Raw genomic sequence first — 14,956 nt, 5'->3', positions numbered from 1 at the left:
GCTCCTACGCTCGCGGTAGTCCCCGCGTGCAGGGAGTTGATGATCCTCATGACCGGGTCAACCATCCTCATCGCCACCGAACGCGCGGCCGAGGACAACACCGTGCCGGCCGCCAAGGTCGAGCAGGTCTGCGCCCACCTGCGCGAGTGCGGCCACGAGGTGATGGTCGTGCACTCCACCACCGACGCGGCCTCGGCGATCACCGCGCAGGCCGACCTGGCCGCCGCCGTCGTGAGCTGGGAGCTGGTCGGCGGCGCGCTCCCGTCCTCCGACACCGGCCCGGCCGTCGAGGGCGGGGTGCTGCGGATGCTGCTGGACCGGTTCTCCTCGCGGCTGCCGGTGTTCCTGCTGACCACCGGCGACTACAGCGACGAGACGCCGTTGTGGGTCTCCGAGGTCATCAACGGCTGGATCTGGCTGCTGGAGGACACCCCGGACTTCATCGCGGGTCGGGTCGACTTCGCCGCGCGCCAGTACCTGGAGCACATCCTGCCGCCGTTCTTCCGCGAGCTGCGCCGCTTCGACGACACGCACCCGTACTCGTGGCACACGCCGGCGCACGCGGGCGGCATCGCGTTCCTGAAGTCGCCGATCGGGCGGTCGTTCTTCGACTACTTCGGCGAACGGCTGTTCCGCACCGACATCTCCGTGTCGGTCGGCGAACTGGGCTCGTTGTTCGAGCACACCGGCCCGGTCGGCGAGGCCGAGCGCAACGCCGCCCGGATCTTCGGCGCCGACGAGACCTACTTCGTGCTGCACGGCACGTCCACGTCCAACCGGATGATCATCCACAGCTCGGTGGCCCACGACGAGATCACGTTGCTGGACCGCAACTGCCACAAGGCGATCAACCACGGCGTCACGCTCGCCGGCGCGCGCCCGGTCTACCTGGTGCCCACGCGCAACGGCTACGGGATCACCGGTCCCATCCCGCCGGAGCGGCTGACGCCCGAGGCGGTGCGCGCGCAGGTCGACCGCACGCCGATCGCGGCGGACGCGGTGAGCCGGGACGCGGCGTACGCGGTCGTCACGAACTCCACCTACGACGGCCTGTGCTACGACACCGTCCGGGTGACCGAGCTGCTGGGCGCGTCGACCCGGCTGCTGCACTTCGACGAGGCGTGGTTCGCCTACGGCCGGTTCAACCCGCTCTACGCGCGCCGTTACGGGATGGCGGTCGACGGCGACGGGCTGCCGGAGGCCGAGCGGCCCACCGTGTTCGCCACCCACTCCTCGCACAAGCTGCTGGCCGCGCTGTCGCAGTCCGCGATGCTGCACGTGCGGTCGGGCGGCAAGGCGCCGTTCGACCGGTCCCGGTTCAACGAGACGTACATGATGCACGGCACCACGTCGCCGCTGTACCCGATGATCGCCTCCTGCGACGTCGCGGCGGGCATGATGGACGGCCCCGCGGGCACCTGGCTGACCACCGAGGCGATCACCGAGGCGGTCCGGTTCCGGCAGGCCATGATCCGGCTCGGCCGGCGGCTGGCCGACGCGGGGGACCGGCCGCCGTGGTTCTTCGGGGTGTGGCAGCCGACCGAGGTCGCCGACCCGGCCACCGGCGCGCGGATCCCGTTCCACGAGGCACCGCTGGACCTGCTGCGCACCGAACCGGGCTGCTGGACCCTGGACCCCGACGCGGGGTGGCACGGCTTCCGCGACCTCGAACCCGGCTTCTGCCTGCTCGACCCCGTCAAGGTGACGATCACCTGCCCCGGCGTGGACGCGCTGGGCGACGTGTCGGCGTTCGGCGTCCCGGCCCGGGTGGTCACCGCCTACCTGGAGACCCGCCGGATCGTGGTGGAGAAGACCGACGTCTACACGTTCCTGGTGCTGTTCTCCATGGGCATCACCAAGGGCAAGTGGGGCACGCTGCTCGACGCGCTCACCGACTTCAAGCAGTTGCACGACGAGGGCGCGCCGCTGGCCGAGGTGCTGCCCGACCTGGTCAAGGCGCACCCGGAGCGGTACGGGAAGCTGACGTTGCCGCAGCTGTGCGAGCAGATGCACCACAGCCTGGCCGACAGCAAGGTCGTGGCGCTGCTCAACGAGGCGTTCACCAGCCCCACGCCGCCCACGGCGGTGATGACGCCCTCCGAGGCCTACCAGCGGTTCATCCGCGGCCGGACGGAGCTGGTCGGCCTGGACGACCTGGCCGACCGCGTGGTCGCCACCCAGGTCACCACCACGCCGCCCGGCATCCCGGTGCTGGTGCCGGGTGAGCGGGTCGGCTCACCGGACGGGCCGCTGCTGAACTACCTGCGCGTGCTGGAGGCGTTCGACCGGCAGTTCCCCGGCTTCGCCGCCGAGACCCACGGCGTCCACCACGAGGGCGGCAAGTACTGGGTCAAGTGCATCACCGAGTAGCGGGGGCCGGTGCGCGTCCTGGTGGGTGACGCCGCCCGGGGTACCACCACGGTCCTGCCGACCTGGGCGACCGCGGGGCCGTCCGGTGGCGCGGCCGGGCGGGTGTGCCTACAGGCGCAGCAACGCGCGCACGGTGGTGCCGTCCGCCGCGGTGTGCAAGCGCACCAGGTCCGCGAGGTCGTTGACGAGCAGCAGCCCGATCCCGGACGTCCCACCGGCCCGAGGGGGTCGACGCCCGGCCAGCGGGTCGGTCAGCCGGCCGCCGTCGCGGACCTCGCACACCAGGTGCCCGTCCTCGGCCCAGACACCGAGCCGGCACGGGCCGGAGGTGTGCAGGAGGCTGTTGGTGACCAGCTCGCCCGCGATGAGCTCGAGGTCGGCCAGCCGCGCTCCGGCCAGCCCCAGCTCGCGGGCCCGCCGCACCGCGAACCGGCGTGCCGCCGAGACGTCCGCGGGCCGCTCGACGGTGAACGCGTCCTCGTCGGCCACGGGCAGCGGCGCGTTGTAGCGGGCCACGACGCGGTCGGGCGCGTAGTGCTCGCTGTCGTACCGCCGGTCGCCCTCCCAGAGCACCGGGTGGGTCTGCCGGGCGTCCTCGATCGCGGCGGCGTCGAGCGCCGAGGTGTCGTACGGGCAGAGGATCGTCACGTCACGGCCGGTGAACGCGGCGTTGATCAGCGCTTCGTGCTGGGCGCACGCGGGGTACTCGACGCCGGACCGGCCGGCCCAGATCGGCTCGCCGATGATGCGCACGTGCCGGTCCTGGCGGGCGTCGGCGAACCGGCGCAGCACCCTGGGGATGATCCGGCCGGGGTTGCGGCCCTCCTCGGCCATGTCGAGCATCGTCACGTCCCGTGCGGCGTCGCCCAGGGCGTCGCGCAGCAGGTCCAGCCGCTTGCCGGGCACGGCCACGGCGACCGGGTGGCCGAGCTCCAGGCCGTCGGTGACGAACGGGACCAAGCCCGCCAGGTACTCCTCGTCCGAGCCGTAGAACAGGGCCGGGTGGACGAACAGGGGATCGCGTTGGGTGTCGATGGCGCTCACGCTACCGGCTCCACGCGGACGCCGGGCAGGTCGAGCAGGTCCGCGATCCGCGCCGCGCCCGGGAACGCGGTGCGCAGCACGAGCGTGGTGTCCCGGCTGCGGGCGTACGCGTCGAGGCCGATGAGCCCGCGGTGGTCGATGAACGTCAGGTCGGCGGCGTCGAGCACGAGCCGCCCGCCGTGCGCCGGTGGCCGCACCCGGTCGAGCACCTGCACCAGCACGTCCCGGTTGAACATGTCGATCTCCCCGCTGAGCTGGGCGCTGTGGCCGGGTCGGGCCGACGCGTGCAGCCGGAAGCCGGCGCCGGGCAGGTTGGTGCTGGGGTGCACGCTGGCCAGCTGTTCGAGCACCTGCTCGCTGAGCCGCGTCCGGTCGTAGGCGCACAGCGCGGTGAACGGGTGCCCGGCCATGTACTGGTCGACCAGGTGCTCGTAGTGCAGGAACGCGGTCAGCTGCTCCGGGCCGCGCACCAGCGACGTGGCCTCGGTGGCCACCCGGAACCCGCGGTACCCGGCCGCCAGGGCCTGGTCGGTCGCCGCCGCGTAGGAGCGGACCTGGCCCCGGGCGTCGATGACCGCGCCACCGGGACCCACCGCGTCCAGCGACGTCACCTCGGCCGCGCCGTCGGTCAGGGCCGCCCCGATACCGTCGACCGCGAGGACGGCCTCGGTCAGCGCCTCGGCGTTCCCGTACCCCACGTAGCGGACGCGCTGGCCCCGCTCCAGCCCGTCGAGGAGGAACTCGGCCACGTGCAGCCCGATGTCCGCCCGGTCGTCGTAGGACCAGCAGACGTGGTCGTGACGCCCGAGGTCGCGTGTGTGCTGCACGATTCCGGACCTGCGCATACGGACCAACTTAGCGGTGGGGTCGCGGCTCGGCACGCACGTGGCGCCGCGCCCGGTGCGTCGAAGCGGTCCCCGTGATCGGCGGCGGCCCGATAACGTCTCGCGGGTGCACAGCAACAACGTCTCCGGCTTCGTGGTCGGCACGGTCGTCCAGGTCCGGGACGTGCACAACGACATCCAGGTCGACGGTTCGCACCGGCTCTACCTCGCCCTGGCCAACGCCGTGGTCGACCTCGGCGGCCGCAAGGGCGTGCGGGTCGCGCCGGGCCTGGTGCTGACCGCCGGCGCGACCGGCCCCGAGTTGCGGGCCGTGCCGGGTGACGGCCCGTACGCGTGCGTCGGCGCGGAGCAGGCCGAACCGTTCCTGCTGCGGCACGTGGACCGGTCGCCGGGCGCGCCGGTGCTGAACTGGCGCACCGGCGCGGTGTGCGGGGTGTTCGACGTGGCCGGCGCGGTCCAGCCCCTCGTCGAGGTCGACGCCGCCGTGGCGCGGGCGGGCCGCGCCAACACCGCGTGGCTGGACCTGCTGGAACCCGAGCAGCTCGTGGCGGGGAACTGGCGGCACCAGGGCCCCGCCCTGCGGCTCTACCTTTCCGCGCTCGCCGCCGCCGACCGCGCGCACGAGAACCAGTGGGCGCACCACCGCGCGCCGCCGCTGTCGCGCATCCACCTCAAGCGCACCGCGTCCCAGCGGGAGTCCGGTGACGACGAGCCGGCCGAGGTCATCCCCGCCGACCGCCTCACCGACTTCCCCGGCGCGCAGGTGATCGCCGGACCGGGCGCGGGCAAGTCGAGCCTGGTGCGCACCCTGACGGCGGAGAGCGCCCGGCGGTGGGTCGAGCACGGCGACGGCGAGTACGTCCCGGTGCCGGTCCGGGCGGAGGACCTGGCCCACGGCGAGGCGCTGTCCGACGCGCTGGCGCACGGCGTGGCGCGGGCGTTCGGCCTCAAGCTCGGGCACGACCAGCTGGTGCGCCTGCTGCAGGCCGAGCCGCTGCCCGGCGTCTCGTGGCTCGTGCTGGTCGACGGGCTGGACGAGGTGTTCCCGCCGGACGTGCGCGAACGCGTGATCCGGCAGATCCGCGAGCACCGGGAGGACCGCACGCACCGGTTCCTGGTCACCAGCAGGCCGCTCAACCCGCACGAGCTGGTGCCGCTGGCCGACCGGGAGACCTCGCCGACCTACTGGCTGGAGCTGTTCTCCGACGCCGACCTGCGCGAGTTCGCGGTCCGCTACCTGCGCGAGGACGGGCACCCCCGACCGGAGGCCGCGGCCGACGACCTGCTGGGTCGGATCACGCGCACGAAGCTGGCCAAGCTCGCGCACGTGCCGCTGTTCGCGACCATGCTGTGCCACCTCTACACCGAGACCGGCGGCGGGGAGCTGCCCGCCAACCAGACCCAGCTGTACCGGCGGTTCATCGAGGTGCAGCTGCGGAAGGTGCACAACTCCGAGGCGATGGCGACGGTGCGCGGACGCGTCGCCGGGTGGGGCGGCGCGGCGGAGGAGGCGTTCGTCCGGTTCGCCTGGCGGCTCACCGACGCGTTGGCCGACGTCGCCCACGACGCGCTGATCGGCGGCGTGCGCGCGACCCCGCTGGAAGCCGTGGTGCGGTGGCTGGGCCCGACCCCGGTCGACGACCGCACGTGGGCGGAGTGCGTGACCGACGTCCTGCGGCTCAGCGGCCTGTTCATCCAGTACGGCAAGCGGTTCGACTACCTGCACCACACCTTCGAGGAGTACTTCGCCGCCGCGCGGATCGCCCGCGGCCACCCCCGGCCGACGGTGCGCAAGCTGTTCCCGCGGCTGCGGTGGCCGTGGCCGGACGCGCAGATCAAGGTGTTCCTGGCCGCGCACTGGGCGGAGGAGGGCCACGACCTGGGCCCGGTGCTGCGCCGGTTGCTGTGGTGGCCGTACGCGGCGGGCAACGTCGGCTTCCTCGCCGAGCTGGTCAACCACGGCGTGGCCCTGCCCGAGGACGTGACGCGCAAGGCGGTGCGGTGGCTGGAAGCCGAGCTGCGCCGGACCGCCGACGTCGGCGCGTGGCAGGACCGGGCCCGGTGGCTGTACGACCTCGACGCCGATCGGGCCGTGGCGGTGCTGCGGGACGCGGTGCTGAACCGGGCCCGCAACGACGACCGGTTCCAGGCGCTGCGGTTCCTGATCGAGGTCGCGCCGCGGGTCGCGGCCGAGGTCGCGCCCGCGTTCTTCGCCGACCCCGGGGTCGAGCCGCAGGCGCAAGCGGCCGCCGGGGCCCTGCTGCACCAGCGCGACCCCGAATCGGGGCTGGCCGTGTTCGCCGGGCTGGCCGAGGCCGAGAACGTGGAGGCGCGGCTCGCGGCGGTGCGGCTGCTCGCGCCGCACCGGCCGGGCGAGGCCCTCGACGTGGCGCGGCGGGTCGTCACCGGGTGGGAGGCGACCGACCACCAACGGCTGCGCGCGGCACGTGCGGCGGTGGAGCTGGACCGCGCCCGCGGCACGGACCTCGTGTGCCGCCTGCTCCGGCACGCCACGTCGACCGAGGTGTGCGAACAGGCGATGGAGTTGCTGTCCGGTCACGACCTGCCGCGCCTGACCGCCGTGTGCGAGGAGCTGTTCGGCGACGCGTCCGCTCACGTGGACGTGCGGTACGCGGCCACGCTGTTCCTCGTGGACCGCGTGGGACGCCCGTCCACGCTGCTGACCGACCTGGTCGCCGGCCGGGATTTCCCGGCCGAGAGGCGCGTCCGGGCTGCGTTGCGCAACCGCGGCCAGGAAGCCGCCCGGCGGATCCTCGTGGACGTGGTGCAGTCGTTGCACCCCGACGACGGCGAGAAGCTGTGGGCCATCGAGCAGCTCATGGTCGTCGCGCCCGAGGACGCGGGCCCGCACCTGGCGGCGTTGGTGCGCAACGAGCACCAGGACCCCGCCGCGCGCGTCAAGGCCGTCACGCTGGCCGCCCCCCACGTGCGGCGTGACGAGCTGGTCGCGATGTACGCCGTCCTGGCCGACTCTCCCGCGCTCGACGCCAAGAGCCGGTTCACCTTCGCCGTGGACGCGTTGAAGGCGGACCCGTCGGTGGGTGCGGAACGGGTGCTGGCCATCGCGCGCGGGGCGGGCGCGACCGCCGAGCGGTTGAAGGCCGCCGCCGAGCTGGGCCGGGCCGGTCAGGTGCAGGCGGAGTTCGCCGCGTACCGGTCGATCGCCGTGGACGACCTCGTGCCGGACAAGGACCGGGTCAAGGCCGCGTTGAGCGCGCGCAAGGCGCGGCGGGACGAGGGCGCGGACCTGGTGCGCGGGCTGGCCGTCAGCGGCGTCTCCGGCAGGCCCAGGCTCCGGCTCATCGACGCGCTGCCCCGGCGCGACCGGGCCGAGCTGCTGGAGCGGTTCGCGGCCGACCGCGATGAGGACGAGGCACTGCGCCTCGACGCCGCCGAGCGCCTGGCGAACCTCGACACCGCGGTGGGCAGGCGCGCCCTGAACCACCTCGCCGACGACGCGACGCTGCCGTCGTGGATCCGCACCCGGGCCCGGCTGCTCGCCGATCAGTGACCGGCCGGGCCCGCGGCGACGGCCGTCCCACGTGGACGCGCCTTCCCGGGTGGTCCGGCTAGCCGATCCCCTGCGCGGCACCGGGGTTCGCGGCCGGGTGCCGTCCATAAGGGACGGCTTCGAGCAGCGTGACGCGGATGGTGCCGCCGGCCGGGACGCGGTAGGCCCGCTGCTCGCCCCGACGGGCGCCGGTCAGCGCGGTGCCCAGGGGGGAGTCGGGGGAGTAGACCTCGATGTCGCCGTGCTCGGCGGCCCGCGTGCCCAGCAGGAACGTCTCCGTGTCACCGGTGTCGTCGTAGCGGACGGTGAGCACCATGCCGGGCTCGGCGATGCCGTCGTCGGGTGGGTCCTCGCCCACGACCGCGTTCGCGAGCAGGTGCTGGATCTCGCGGATGCGGTCCTGCCGGCGGCGTCGCAGCGTGGCGCGGTCGTCCTGGTCGGCGGACTCGTCGGTGTCCGCGGTGCGGCTCAGCTCGGCCAGTTCGTCGCGCAGCCGTTCGTGGGCGTGCGGCGTCAGCCAGGTGCGTCGGTTGGTCATGGTGGCCTTCGGGTGGTCGTGAGGTGGGTGCCGTCAGGGCGGCCGGGGGAGGTGCGGGCCGCCCTGACGGCTCGGGTGTCCGCGGTGCCGGGTCGTCCGGCGGCGCCGGCCCCTCGGACGGGATGGTTGGCTGGTGGCCTCAGCCGGGCGTGCGCCGGCGCAGGAGCGCGTCGACGTCGCGGGCGTAGCCGGTGGCGATGCGGGTCAGGATCTCGAGCTGCACGCGCAGGAACGCGTTCTCCGCGCGCAACCAGTGCAGTTCGGCGCGCTCGTCGCCGTCGAGCGGGTCGCGGGTGCGGTCCATGCGAACCGGCTCAGCGCAGCGGGTCGAACGGGCGCAACGCGTCGGGCTGCTTGCCGGTGGTGATCTGCTCGGCCAGCAGCCTGCCCGTGATCGGACCGTGGGCGAGCCCCCACATGCCGTGCCCGCCCGCGACGTACACCCCTCGGGCGAGCACCTCGCCGATCAGCGCGCGGCCGTCGGGCGTGACCGGCCGCGGGCCGACCCACACGTCCCGGCGCTCCTCCCAGCGCACGCCGTCGAGCAGCGGCCGGGCCGAGGCGATGATCGCCTCCAACCGGGACACCACCCCGGGCGCGTCGGGGTCGCGGAACTCCATCGTGCCCGCGACCCGGAGCGCGCCCTGGTACGGCGTGCACGCCACCCGTGCGGCGGGCAGGTACACCGGGCCGGGCACCGGGCGGTCCACCGGCACGGTGAACGAGTAGCCGCGGCCCGCGCGGACCGGGACGCGGACGCCCCACCTGCCCGCCAGCCGCGACAGCCACGCGCCGGTGGCCACGACCGCGACGTCGGCCGACACGACCTCGCCCTGACGCGTGTGGATGGTGACGCCCTGGCGGTGGGAGTGGATGTCGACGGTCTCCAGCACGCGGATCGTCGCGCCGCGGGCCTCGACGGACCGGGCCAGCGCCCGCACGAACCCGCCGGGGTCGAGGTGCCGCTGGCCGTCGATCCGCACGCCCGTGGTCAGCGACGGCGAGGCGAGCGGCACGAGCTCGCGCAGCCGGTCGTGGTCGAGCTCGGCGTGCTCGACGGGCTGACCGGCGTCGGCCATCCGGCGCAGCTCGTGCAGCAGGCCCTGTGCCTGCCGGGCGTTCTCGAAGCCGGCGGTGATCGGCGCGTCGACCGTGGGCGCTTCGACGCCGTTGGCGGTCAGCACGTCGAACGCCTCGACGCACTCGGCGTTGAGCGACCGGTTGGCGCGCACGGCCCGCGTCCACGACGACCACCGGCAGTTCGCCGCGAACCGCAGCAGGAACGACCACAGCCCCGGGTCGACCGACAGCGGGATGTGCAGCGGCGCGGCCGGGTTCAGCAGCGACCGCAGGCCGTAGCGCAGCACGGACGGCTCGTTGAGCGGGATCGTCAGTCCCGGCGAGAGCCACCCGGCGTTGCCCCACGACGCGCCCGCGGCCACGCCCGTGCGGTCGAGCACGGTCACCTCGACGCCGCGTTCCTGCAGGAACCACGCGGTCGACAGGCCCACGATGCCCGCGCCGACCACGACCGCCGACCGCGGCCCGCCGTCGCTGCGCCCGACGTCGACCATGACCACCTCCACACCCGGACCCGAACTGCTCGTCGAAGCCAGCATCGCCCAGGTACCCCGTCGGGCTGTTGTCCATCGCCGACAATCGGGGCGGGTGGTGTTGTCGTGAACCGACAGCTACTCGGCGGCGGCCAGGTCGATGATCATGGCCAGCCGCTTGCGCGGGTCCTCCAGGTCGAGCGCGGTCACCTCGGCCATCTTGCGCAGCCGGTACCGGATCGTGTTGGGGTGCACGCCCAGCCGCTCGCCCGCCCGGGCCAGGTCACCCTGGGCCTCCAGCCAGGCCCGCAACGTCGGCACGTAGTGGGTGGCGTGGTCGTGGTCGTGGCGACGCAGCTCGGCGACCGGGCCGCGGGCGGGGGTGCGGCCCGCCCGTGCGGCGGCACGCAGGCGTTGCAGCAGGATGTCGTCCCACGACTCGTCGTAGGCGGGCGGCACGGCGCCCGGCGCGCGGGCCTCGTGCAGCGCCAGGCACTCGTCGGCCTCCTGCCTGCTGCGGGCAGGTCGGCCGCCGCGGCGGTACCGCCGATGCCGGCGGTCACGGTCACCTGCGCGGGCAGCGCGTTCCGCAGCAGCGTCACCCACTCCCGCGCGGCGGCCACCGGCTCACCCGGCAGGACGGTGTAGAGCGTGTTGCCCGACAAGGTGCTGCGGCCGGGCCGTGACCAGCCGAAACCGGTGGTGGCGCGCTCGAACGCGAGCAGCAGCGCGGCGTGCCGCTCGGCGGCGATGTGCGCGCGGACCGCGATGACCTGCGACGGACCCTGTGGCAACCCGAGCCTGCTCACCACCGTGGCGGCGTCGGCGGTGCCCTCCAGCAGCCGGATCACCAGGTCCGACTCCACCTGCCGTTCCAGGTCCGCGCTGGCCCGCGACCGCAGCAGGTGCAGCGCCACGGTGCGCGCGCCGTCGGCCAACGCCGTGCACCGCACCCCGGTCAACGGCACGCCGCACGTCACCCACACCGAACCCAGCAGCTCGCGACCGGCGCGCACGGCCACGACCATCCGCCCGGTCAACCCGTGCTCCGGGTCCTCCTCCACGAACAGCGGCTCGTCGTAAGAGGCGAGGTAGGCGAACACACCGCGCTCCTCGAACACCTCGCGCAGCCGCGGCGGGGCCTGGCGGCTCAGGATCGTCTCCAGCCGCGCCGGGTCGGCGCCCTGCTGCGAACTGGAGTAGGCCAGCACGCGCGAGAGCCGGTCCTCGATCGTGACCGAACCGCCGACCGCGCCCGCCAGGCTGTCGGCCAGCGCGAACAGGTCCGTCGGACCGCGACCGGACTCGGTCTCCCGCCCCTCCAGCACCAGCCCGTAGACCACGCCGGCCAGTTGGCTCCACGACACCGCCGGGTCGACCAGCATCACGGCGACGCCCTCGGCCTCGCCGATCGCGGCGGCCTCGCGCTCGGCCTCGCCGTGCAGCAGGACCACGGCCGCCTTCGCCGCCACCGCCCACGCCACGGCCTGGTCCACCGACTCCGCGCCCACGGCCAGGAACACGTCACCGCCCACCGCCCGCGCGTCGTCGGCCTCGCGCATCACCACGCTGCGCAACTGCGTCGACCGCGGCACCGGGCAGCACGCCAACCGCACGCCGTAGCCACCCAGCACGTTCACCAGGCGGTCCAACCTGATCATGGGCGAAACCTCTGTTCGGAAGCCGACAGCACACCGTAACCGGCCGCGGTCGGAGCCGGTCAGCGCTCGTCGTCCCGGTCCCGCCGGCGGATGGTGACCAGCTCGCTGGCGTCACCGCGGCGCAGCCTGCGCACCATCGACCGGGCGATCCGCTCCGCCTGCGACTTGGCCAGGTCCGCCTTCTCACCCGCGAACAGCTCGTCCACCGTGTCGGCCCACAACGCCAGCCAGCGGGTGAAGTGCGCCGCCGTCAGGGGGACGCGCTCGTGCAGGTCGAGGTGCACGTGCAGCAGGTTGCGGCGGTACGTGCCGGCGCGGAACAGCACCGTGGCCCAGAAGTCCGCGATCACCGGCAGGTGCGTGGCGAGGTCGAGCCGCGCCACGTCCCGGAAGATCGGGCCGAGCAGCGCGTCGTCGAAGGCACGCCGGTAGAACTCGGTCACCACCGTCACCGCGTCGTCCCGGCCGGCCAGGTCGCGGGTCACGGCGCGCCGACCGGTCGGGGCGGCGGCACCAGGCCGAGCAGCACGGGACCGGCGGGTTCGGCCACCAGCGCCCGCACCGTCACGCCGTCCAGCACGGCGAGGAACGCCGATTGGGCCGCGCGCAGCGCGCTGCGCAGGTGGCAGCCGCCGCGCAACGGGCACGGCGGCCCCTCGCAGTCGACCACCTCGCCGTCGCCCTCCAACGCCCGCACGATCGCGCCGACCGAGGCGTCCAGCGTCGCCGCCGGCACCCCGACCCCTCCGGTCCGGCCGCGCGCGGTGGCCACGAAGCGGTGCCGTTGCAGGCGCTGCACGACCTTGGCCAGGTGGTGGCGCGGCACTTCGAGGGCGTCGGCGAGCTGGTCGACGGTGAGCCGACCGCCGTCGGTGGCCAGGAGCATCACGACGCGCAGCGCGATGTCCGTGGACCGGATGAGGTGCATGGTGGCGACCGTAACAAAAGCGGTATTCTCGAGTCCTGTTCAGGGCGGGGCCAGGCTGGGGGCGACGGTGGAGTCCGAGGAGAACGGCGGCCCGGAGCCGGTCGGCGACCCGGTGTGCTGGTTGTCGCGCGTGTGCCCGGAGTGCGGATCGCTGGCCGAGGGGCCGGTGCGGCCGGTGTGCGCCCGGTGCGGCGCGGAGATGCCCGAGTCCGACGACGGGCGCTGAGCCGGCGGGCGGGCGCATTGCCCGTCCATTTGTTCACGAGTGTGACCGGAACCGGGCGCGGTTGTTCACGAATATGACCGGCCCCATTTGCGCGCAGGTCGTCGTTGATCACTCCGGACCGCTGCCACCTCGTCGTTCGACCGTATTCGACGCTTGGGCCCCGTACGCGGTCGAAAACCGTCGTTGACCGGTTGCTTCCACGGCCTCTAACATCCCGCTGGAAAGCGATTTCCCTGCCTTTTCACCATTGTGAACAACGCGTCGGGAAACGCGTAGCCGGAATCGGCGACCGCCGACCCCGGCGTCCCGGTAAGTGAGAAGTGGAGTTGTTGATGAGTACAGCGGATCACCGTCGATCCACGCGGCACGCACCACCGCGTGGCACGAGATGGCGCCTGGGCCTGGCCGCGGCGGCGGGTGCCACGGCGCTGGCCGCCGGCCTCCTCGCCTGGCCGGGCGCGACGCCCGCGGACGCGGCGGTCGGCGCCGGGACGTACACGATCAAGAACGCGGGCAGCGGCCTCTGTCTCGACGTGCCCGGCGCGAGTGCGGCCAGCGGTGTGCAGCTCCAGCAGGCGTCGTGCGGCGGCGCCGCGAGCCAGCAGTGGACGGTGACGGCGGTCAGCGGCGGGTTCAAGATCACCTCCGCGGCCGGCCTGTGCCTCGGCGTCCGGGACGCGTCGACCTCCGCGGGCAAGGCGATCGAGCAGCAGTCGTGCGCCGGCACCGCCACCCAGACCTGGTCGTTCACCGCGAGCGGCAGCAACTACCGCGTGGTCAACACCAACGGCGGCAAGTGCATGAACACCCAGGACAACTCCACCTCGGCCGGCGCGCCGGTGCAGCAGAACTCCTGTGACAGCGCGGCCACCAAGCAGTGGACGTTCACGTCGAGCAGCGGCGGCCCGACCTCGACCACGACCTCCACGTCGACCACGACTTCCACGACGACCACCACCACGACCACGTCGAACCCGGGTGGTGGCGACGGCAGTGGTCCGTGGCCGTCGGACACCGGCAGCGTGCACCAGACCACGACGCGCAACGTGGGCACCTACTTCAACGGCGGGATGAAGAAGTACTACGGCATCGGCGACGGTGGTCAGGGCGAGAGCCAGGACCCGATGTTCGTGGTGGCCAACGGCGGCACGATCGAGAACGTGATCATCGACGCGCCGGCGGGCGACGGCATCCACTGCGAGGGCTCCTGCACGATCCGCAACGTGTGGTGGAACGACGTGGGCGAGGACGCGGCGACCTTCAAGTCCTCCAGCTCCTCGGCGACGTACCTGGTCGACGGCGGCGGCGCGAAGTCGGCGTCGGACAAGGTGTTCCAGCACAACGGCGCGGGCACGCTGACCATCCGGAACTTCCAGGTCAACGGCGCGGGCAAGCTGTACCGGGCGTGTGGCAACTGCGCGACGTCCTACCAGCGGCACGTGGTGATGGACGGCGTCACGGCGCGGTCGACGAAGGTGTTGGCGGGCATCAACACCAACTGGGGCGACACGGCGCGGTTCTCCCGGATCACCGTCTACGGCAGCGCGGTGATCTGCGAGAAGTACCAGGGCGTGCCGAAGGGCTCGGAGCCGAAGAAGATCGGTGAGGGCGCGGACGGCAAGAACTGCTTCTACTCGCCGTCCGACATCACCTGGCGGTAGGCGGTCCAGTGCGACGCGGGGCCGCGGCCACCCGCCCGCGGCCCCGTCGCCGTGCCGGTCGCACCCGACCCGCGCGGTGTCGCGGGCGGGTTCCGATACCGTGTGGAGCGACCGGGCGGCGCGTGAGCAGGGCGAAGGGCAACGACGGTGACCAGCTGGATCGACGTGATCAACTATGTCCGGACGCGGTACGAGGTGCTGGAGGAGAACGACAGCTGGCTGCGCTTCCGGCTGGAGCCGGCCGCGGACCGGACCCAGCAGGTGTCCGTGCACCACGTGCCGGAGTCGGACGGCGTGGCGTGGGTCGAGATCTCCTCGCCCGTCGGCCGGGCCGACGCGATCGACCTGAAGCGGCTGCTGGAGCTCGCGGGCACGTCGCTGGTCGGCGGCGCGGCGGTGGTGGACGGCGTCGCGCTGCTCAAGCACACCGTGCCGTTGGAGGACCTGAGCGTCCGGGAGGAGTTCGAACGCCCGCTGATGCTGCTGGTCGCCACCGCGGACGCGTTCGAGCACGAGCTCACCGAGGCCGACAGCTTCTGACCCGCCGCACCGGCGGTCCCGGGCGGACCGCCGGCCCGGCATGTCGTCGTCGGACCGT

General features: G+C 73.6%; 12 protein-coding genes and 1 pseudogene. 5 read left to right on the top strand and 8 right to left on the bottom strand.

Annotated elements, in window-relative coordinates; genetic code table 11:
* Nucleotides 1–48 precede the first annotated feature (48 nt).
* On the top strand, nucleotides 49–2,370 hold the full coding sequence (locus tag LZG04_RS20430) for an Orn/Lys/Arg decarboxylase N-terminal domain-containing protein (RefSeq protein WP_233819336.1): 2,322 nt from the start codon (nucleotides 49–51) through the stop codon (nucleotides 2,368–2,370).
* 108 nt (nucleotides 2,371–2,478) lie between these two features.
* Here LZG04_RS20430 and LZG04_RS20425 read toward each other — a convergent pair whose 3' ends face one another.
* Nucleotides 2,479–3,414, bottom strand: coding sequence for an anti-sigma factor RsbA family regulatory protein (locus LZG04_RS20425; protein WP_233819335.1), 936 nt, complete (start codon nucleotides 3,412–3,414; stop codon nucleotides 2,479–2,481).
* Nucleotides 3,411–4,259 carry an MEDS domain-containing protein gene (locus tag LZG04_RS20420; protein WP_233819334.1) on the bottom strand — a complete coding sequence of 283 codons (849 nt, stop codon included), beginning with the start codon at nucleotides 4,257–4,259 and terminating at the stop codon, nucleotides 3,411–3,413. Before LZG04_RS20420 ends, LZG04_RS20425 begins: the two co-directional genes overlap by 4 nt.
* Before the next feature lie 106 nt (nucleotides 4,260–4,365).
* Between LZG04_RS20420 and LZG04_RS20415 the strand changes: the two genes are divergently transcribed.
* Nucleotides 4,366–7,791 (top strand): hypothetical protein, encoded by a 3,426-nt coding sequence (locus tag LZG04_RS20415; RefSeq protein ID WP_233819333.1) that lies wholly within the window; start codon nucleotides 4,366–4,368, stop codon nucleotides 7,789–7,791.
* 58 nt (nucleotides 7,792–7,849) lie between these two features.
* Here the strand turns inward: LZG04_RS20415 and LZG04_RS20410 are convergent, their stop codons facing one another.
* The 6 genes and pseudogenes from LZG04_RS20410 to LZG04_RS20385 all read right to left on the bottom strand — a co-directional run bounded on the left by LZG04_RS20410 (nucleotide 7,850) and on the right by LZG04_RS20385 (nucleotide 12,471).
* Complete coding sequence (locus LZG04_RS20410) at nucleotides 7,850–8,329, bottom strand: GreA/GreB family elongation factor (protein ID WP_233819332.1); 480 nt, start codon at nucleotides 8,327–8,329, stop codon at nucleotides 7,850–7,852.
* A gap of 139 nt (nucleotides 8,330–8,468) precedes the next feature.
* Nucleotides 8,469–8,633, bottom strand: coding sequence for a hypothetical protein (locus tag LZG04_RS20405; protein WP_233819331.1), 165 nt, complete (start codon nucleotides 8,631–8,633; stop codon nucleotides 8,469–8,471).
* A gap of 10 nt (nucleotides 8,634–8,643) precedes the next feature.
* Entirely contained in the window at nucleotides 8,644–9,903 is a 1,260-nt protein-coding gene (locus LZG04_RS20400; RefSeq protein ID WP_233819330.1) for an FAD-binding oxidoreductase, read from the bottom strand.
* A gap of 117 nt (nucleotides 9,904–10,020) precedes the next feature.
* Nucleotides 10,021–11,543, bottom strand: a pseudogene (locus tag LZG04_RS20395) (PucR family transcriptional regulator).
* A gap of 59 nt (nucleotides 11,544–11,602) precedes the next feature.
* Nucleotides 11,603–12,028, bottom strand: coding sequence for a group III truncated hemoglobin (locus LZG04_RS20390; RefSeq protein WP_233819329.1), 426 nt, complete (start codon nucleotides 12,026–12,028; stop codon nucleotides 11,603–11,605).
* A complete protein-coding gene (locus tag LZG04_RS20385) occupies nucleotides 12,025–12,471 on the bottom strand; it encodes an Rrf2 family transcriptional regulator (protein ID WP_233819328.1) in 447 nt (148 codons plus the stop codon). The genes LZG04_RS20390 and LZG04_RS20385 overlap by 4 nt, the downstream gene beginning before the upstream one ends.
* 67 nt (nucleotides 12,472–12,538) lie before the next feature.
* Between LZG04_RS20385 and LZG04_RS20380 the strand changes: the two genes are divergently transcribed.
* From LZG04_RS20380 to LZG04_RS20370, 3 genes are all read left to right on the top strand, one after another.
* Nucleotides 12,539–12,697 carry a hypothetical protein gene (locus LZG04_RS20380; RefSeq protein ID WP_233819327.1) on the top strand — a complete coding sequence of 53 codons (159 nt, stop codon included), beginning with the start codon at nucleotides 12,539–12,541 and terminating at the stop codon, nucleotides 12,695–12,697.
* Nucleotides 12,698–13,029: 332 nt separating this feature from the next.
* The gene (locus LZG04_RS20375) at nucleotides 13,030–14,358 is read left to right on the top strand and encodes a pectate lyase (RefSeq protein WP_233819326.1); all 1,329 of its coding nucleotides are present in this window, start codon (nucleotides 13,030–13,032) and stop codon (nucleotides 14,356–14,358) included.
* A gap of 147 nt (nucleotides 14,359–14,505) precedes the next feature.
* Nucleotides 14,506–14,898, top strand: a complete 393-nt coding sequence (locus LZG04_RS20370) for a hypothetical protein (RefSeq protein ID WP_233819325.1) — start codon at nucleotides 14,506–14,508, stop codon at nucleotides 14,896–14,898.
* Nucleotides 14,899–14,956 lie beyond the last annotated feature (58 nt).

The organism is Saccharothrix sp. S26 (assembly GCF_021390395.1).
Lineage (GTDB): Bacteria > Actinomycetota > Actinomycetes > Mycobacteriales > Pseudonocardiaceae > Actinosynnema.
This window is presented reverse-complemented; position numbering and strand designations above follow the sequence as displayed.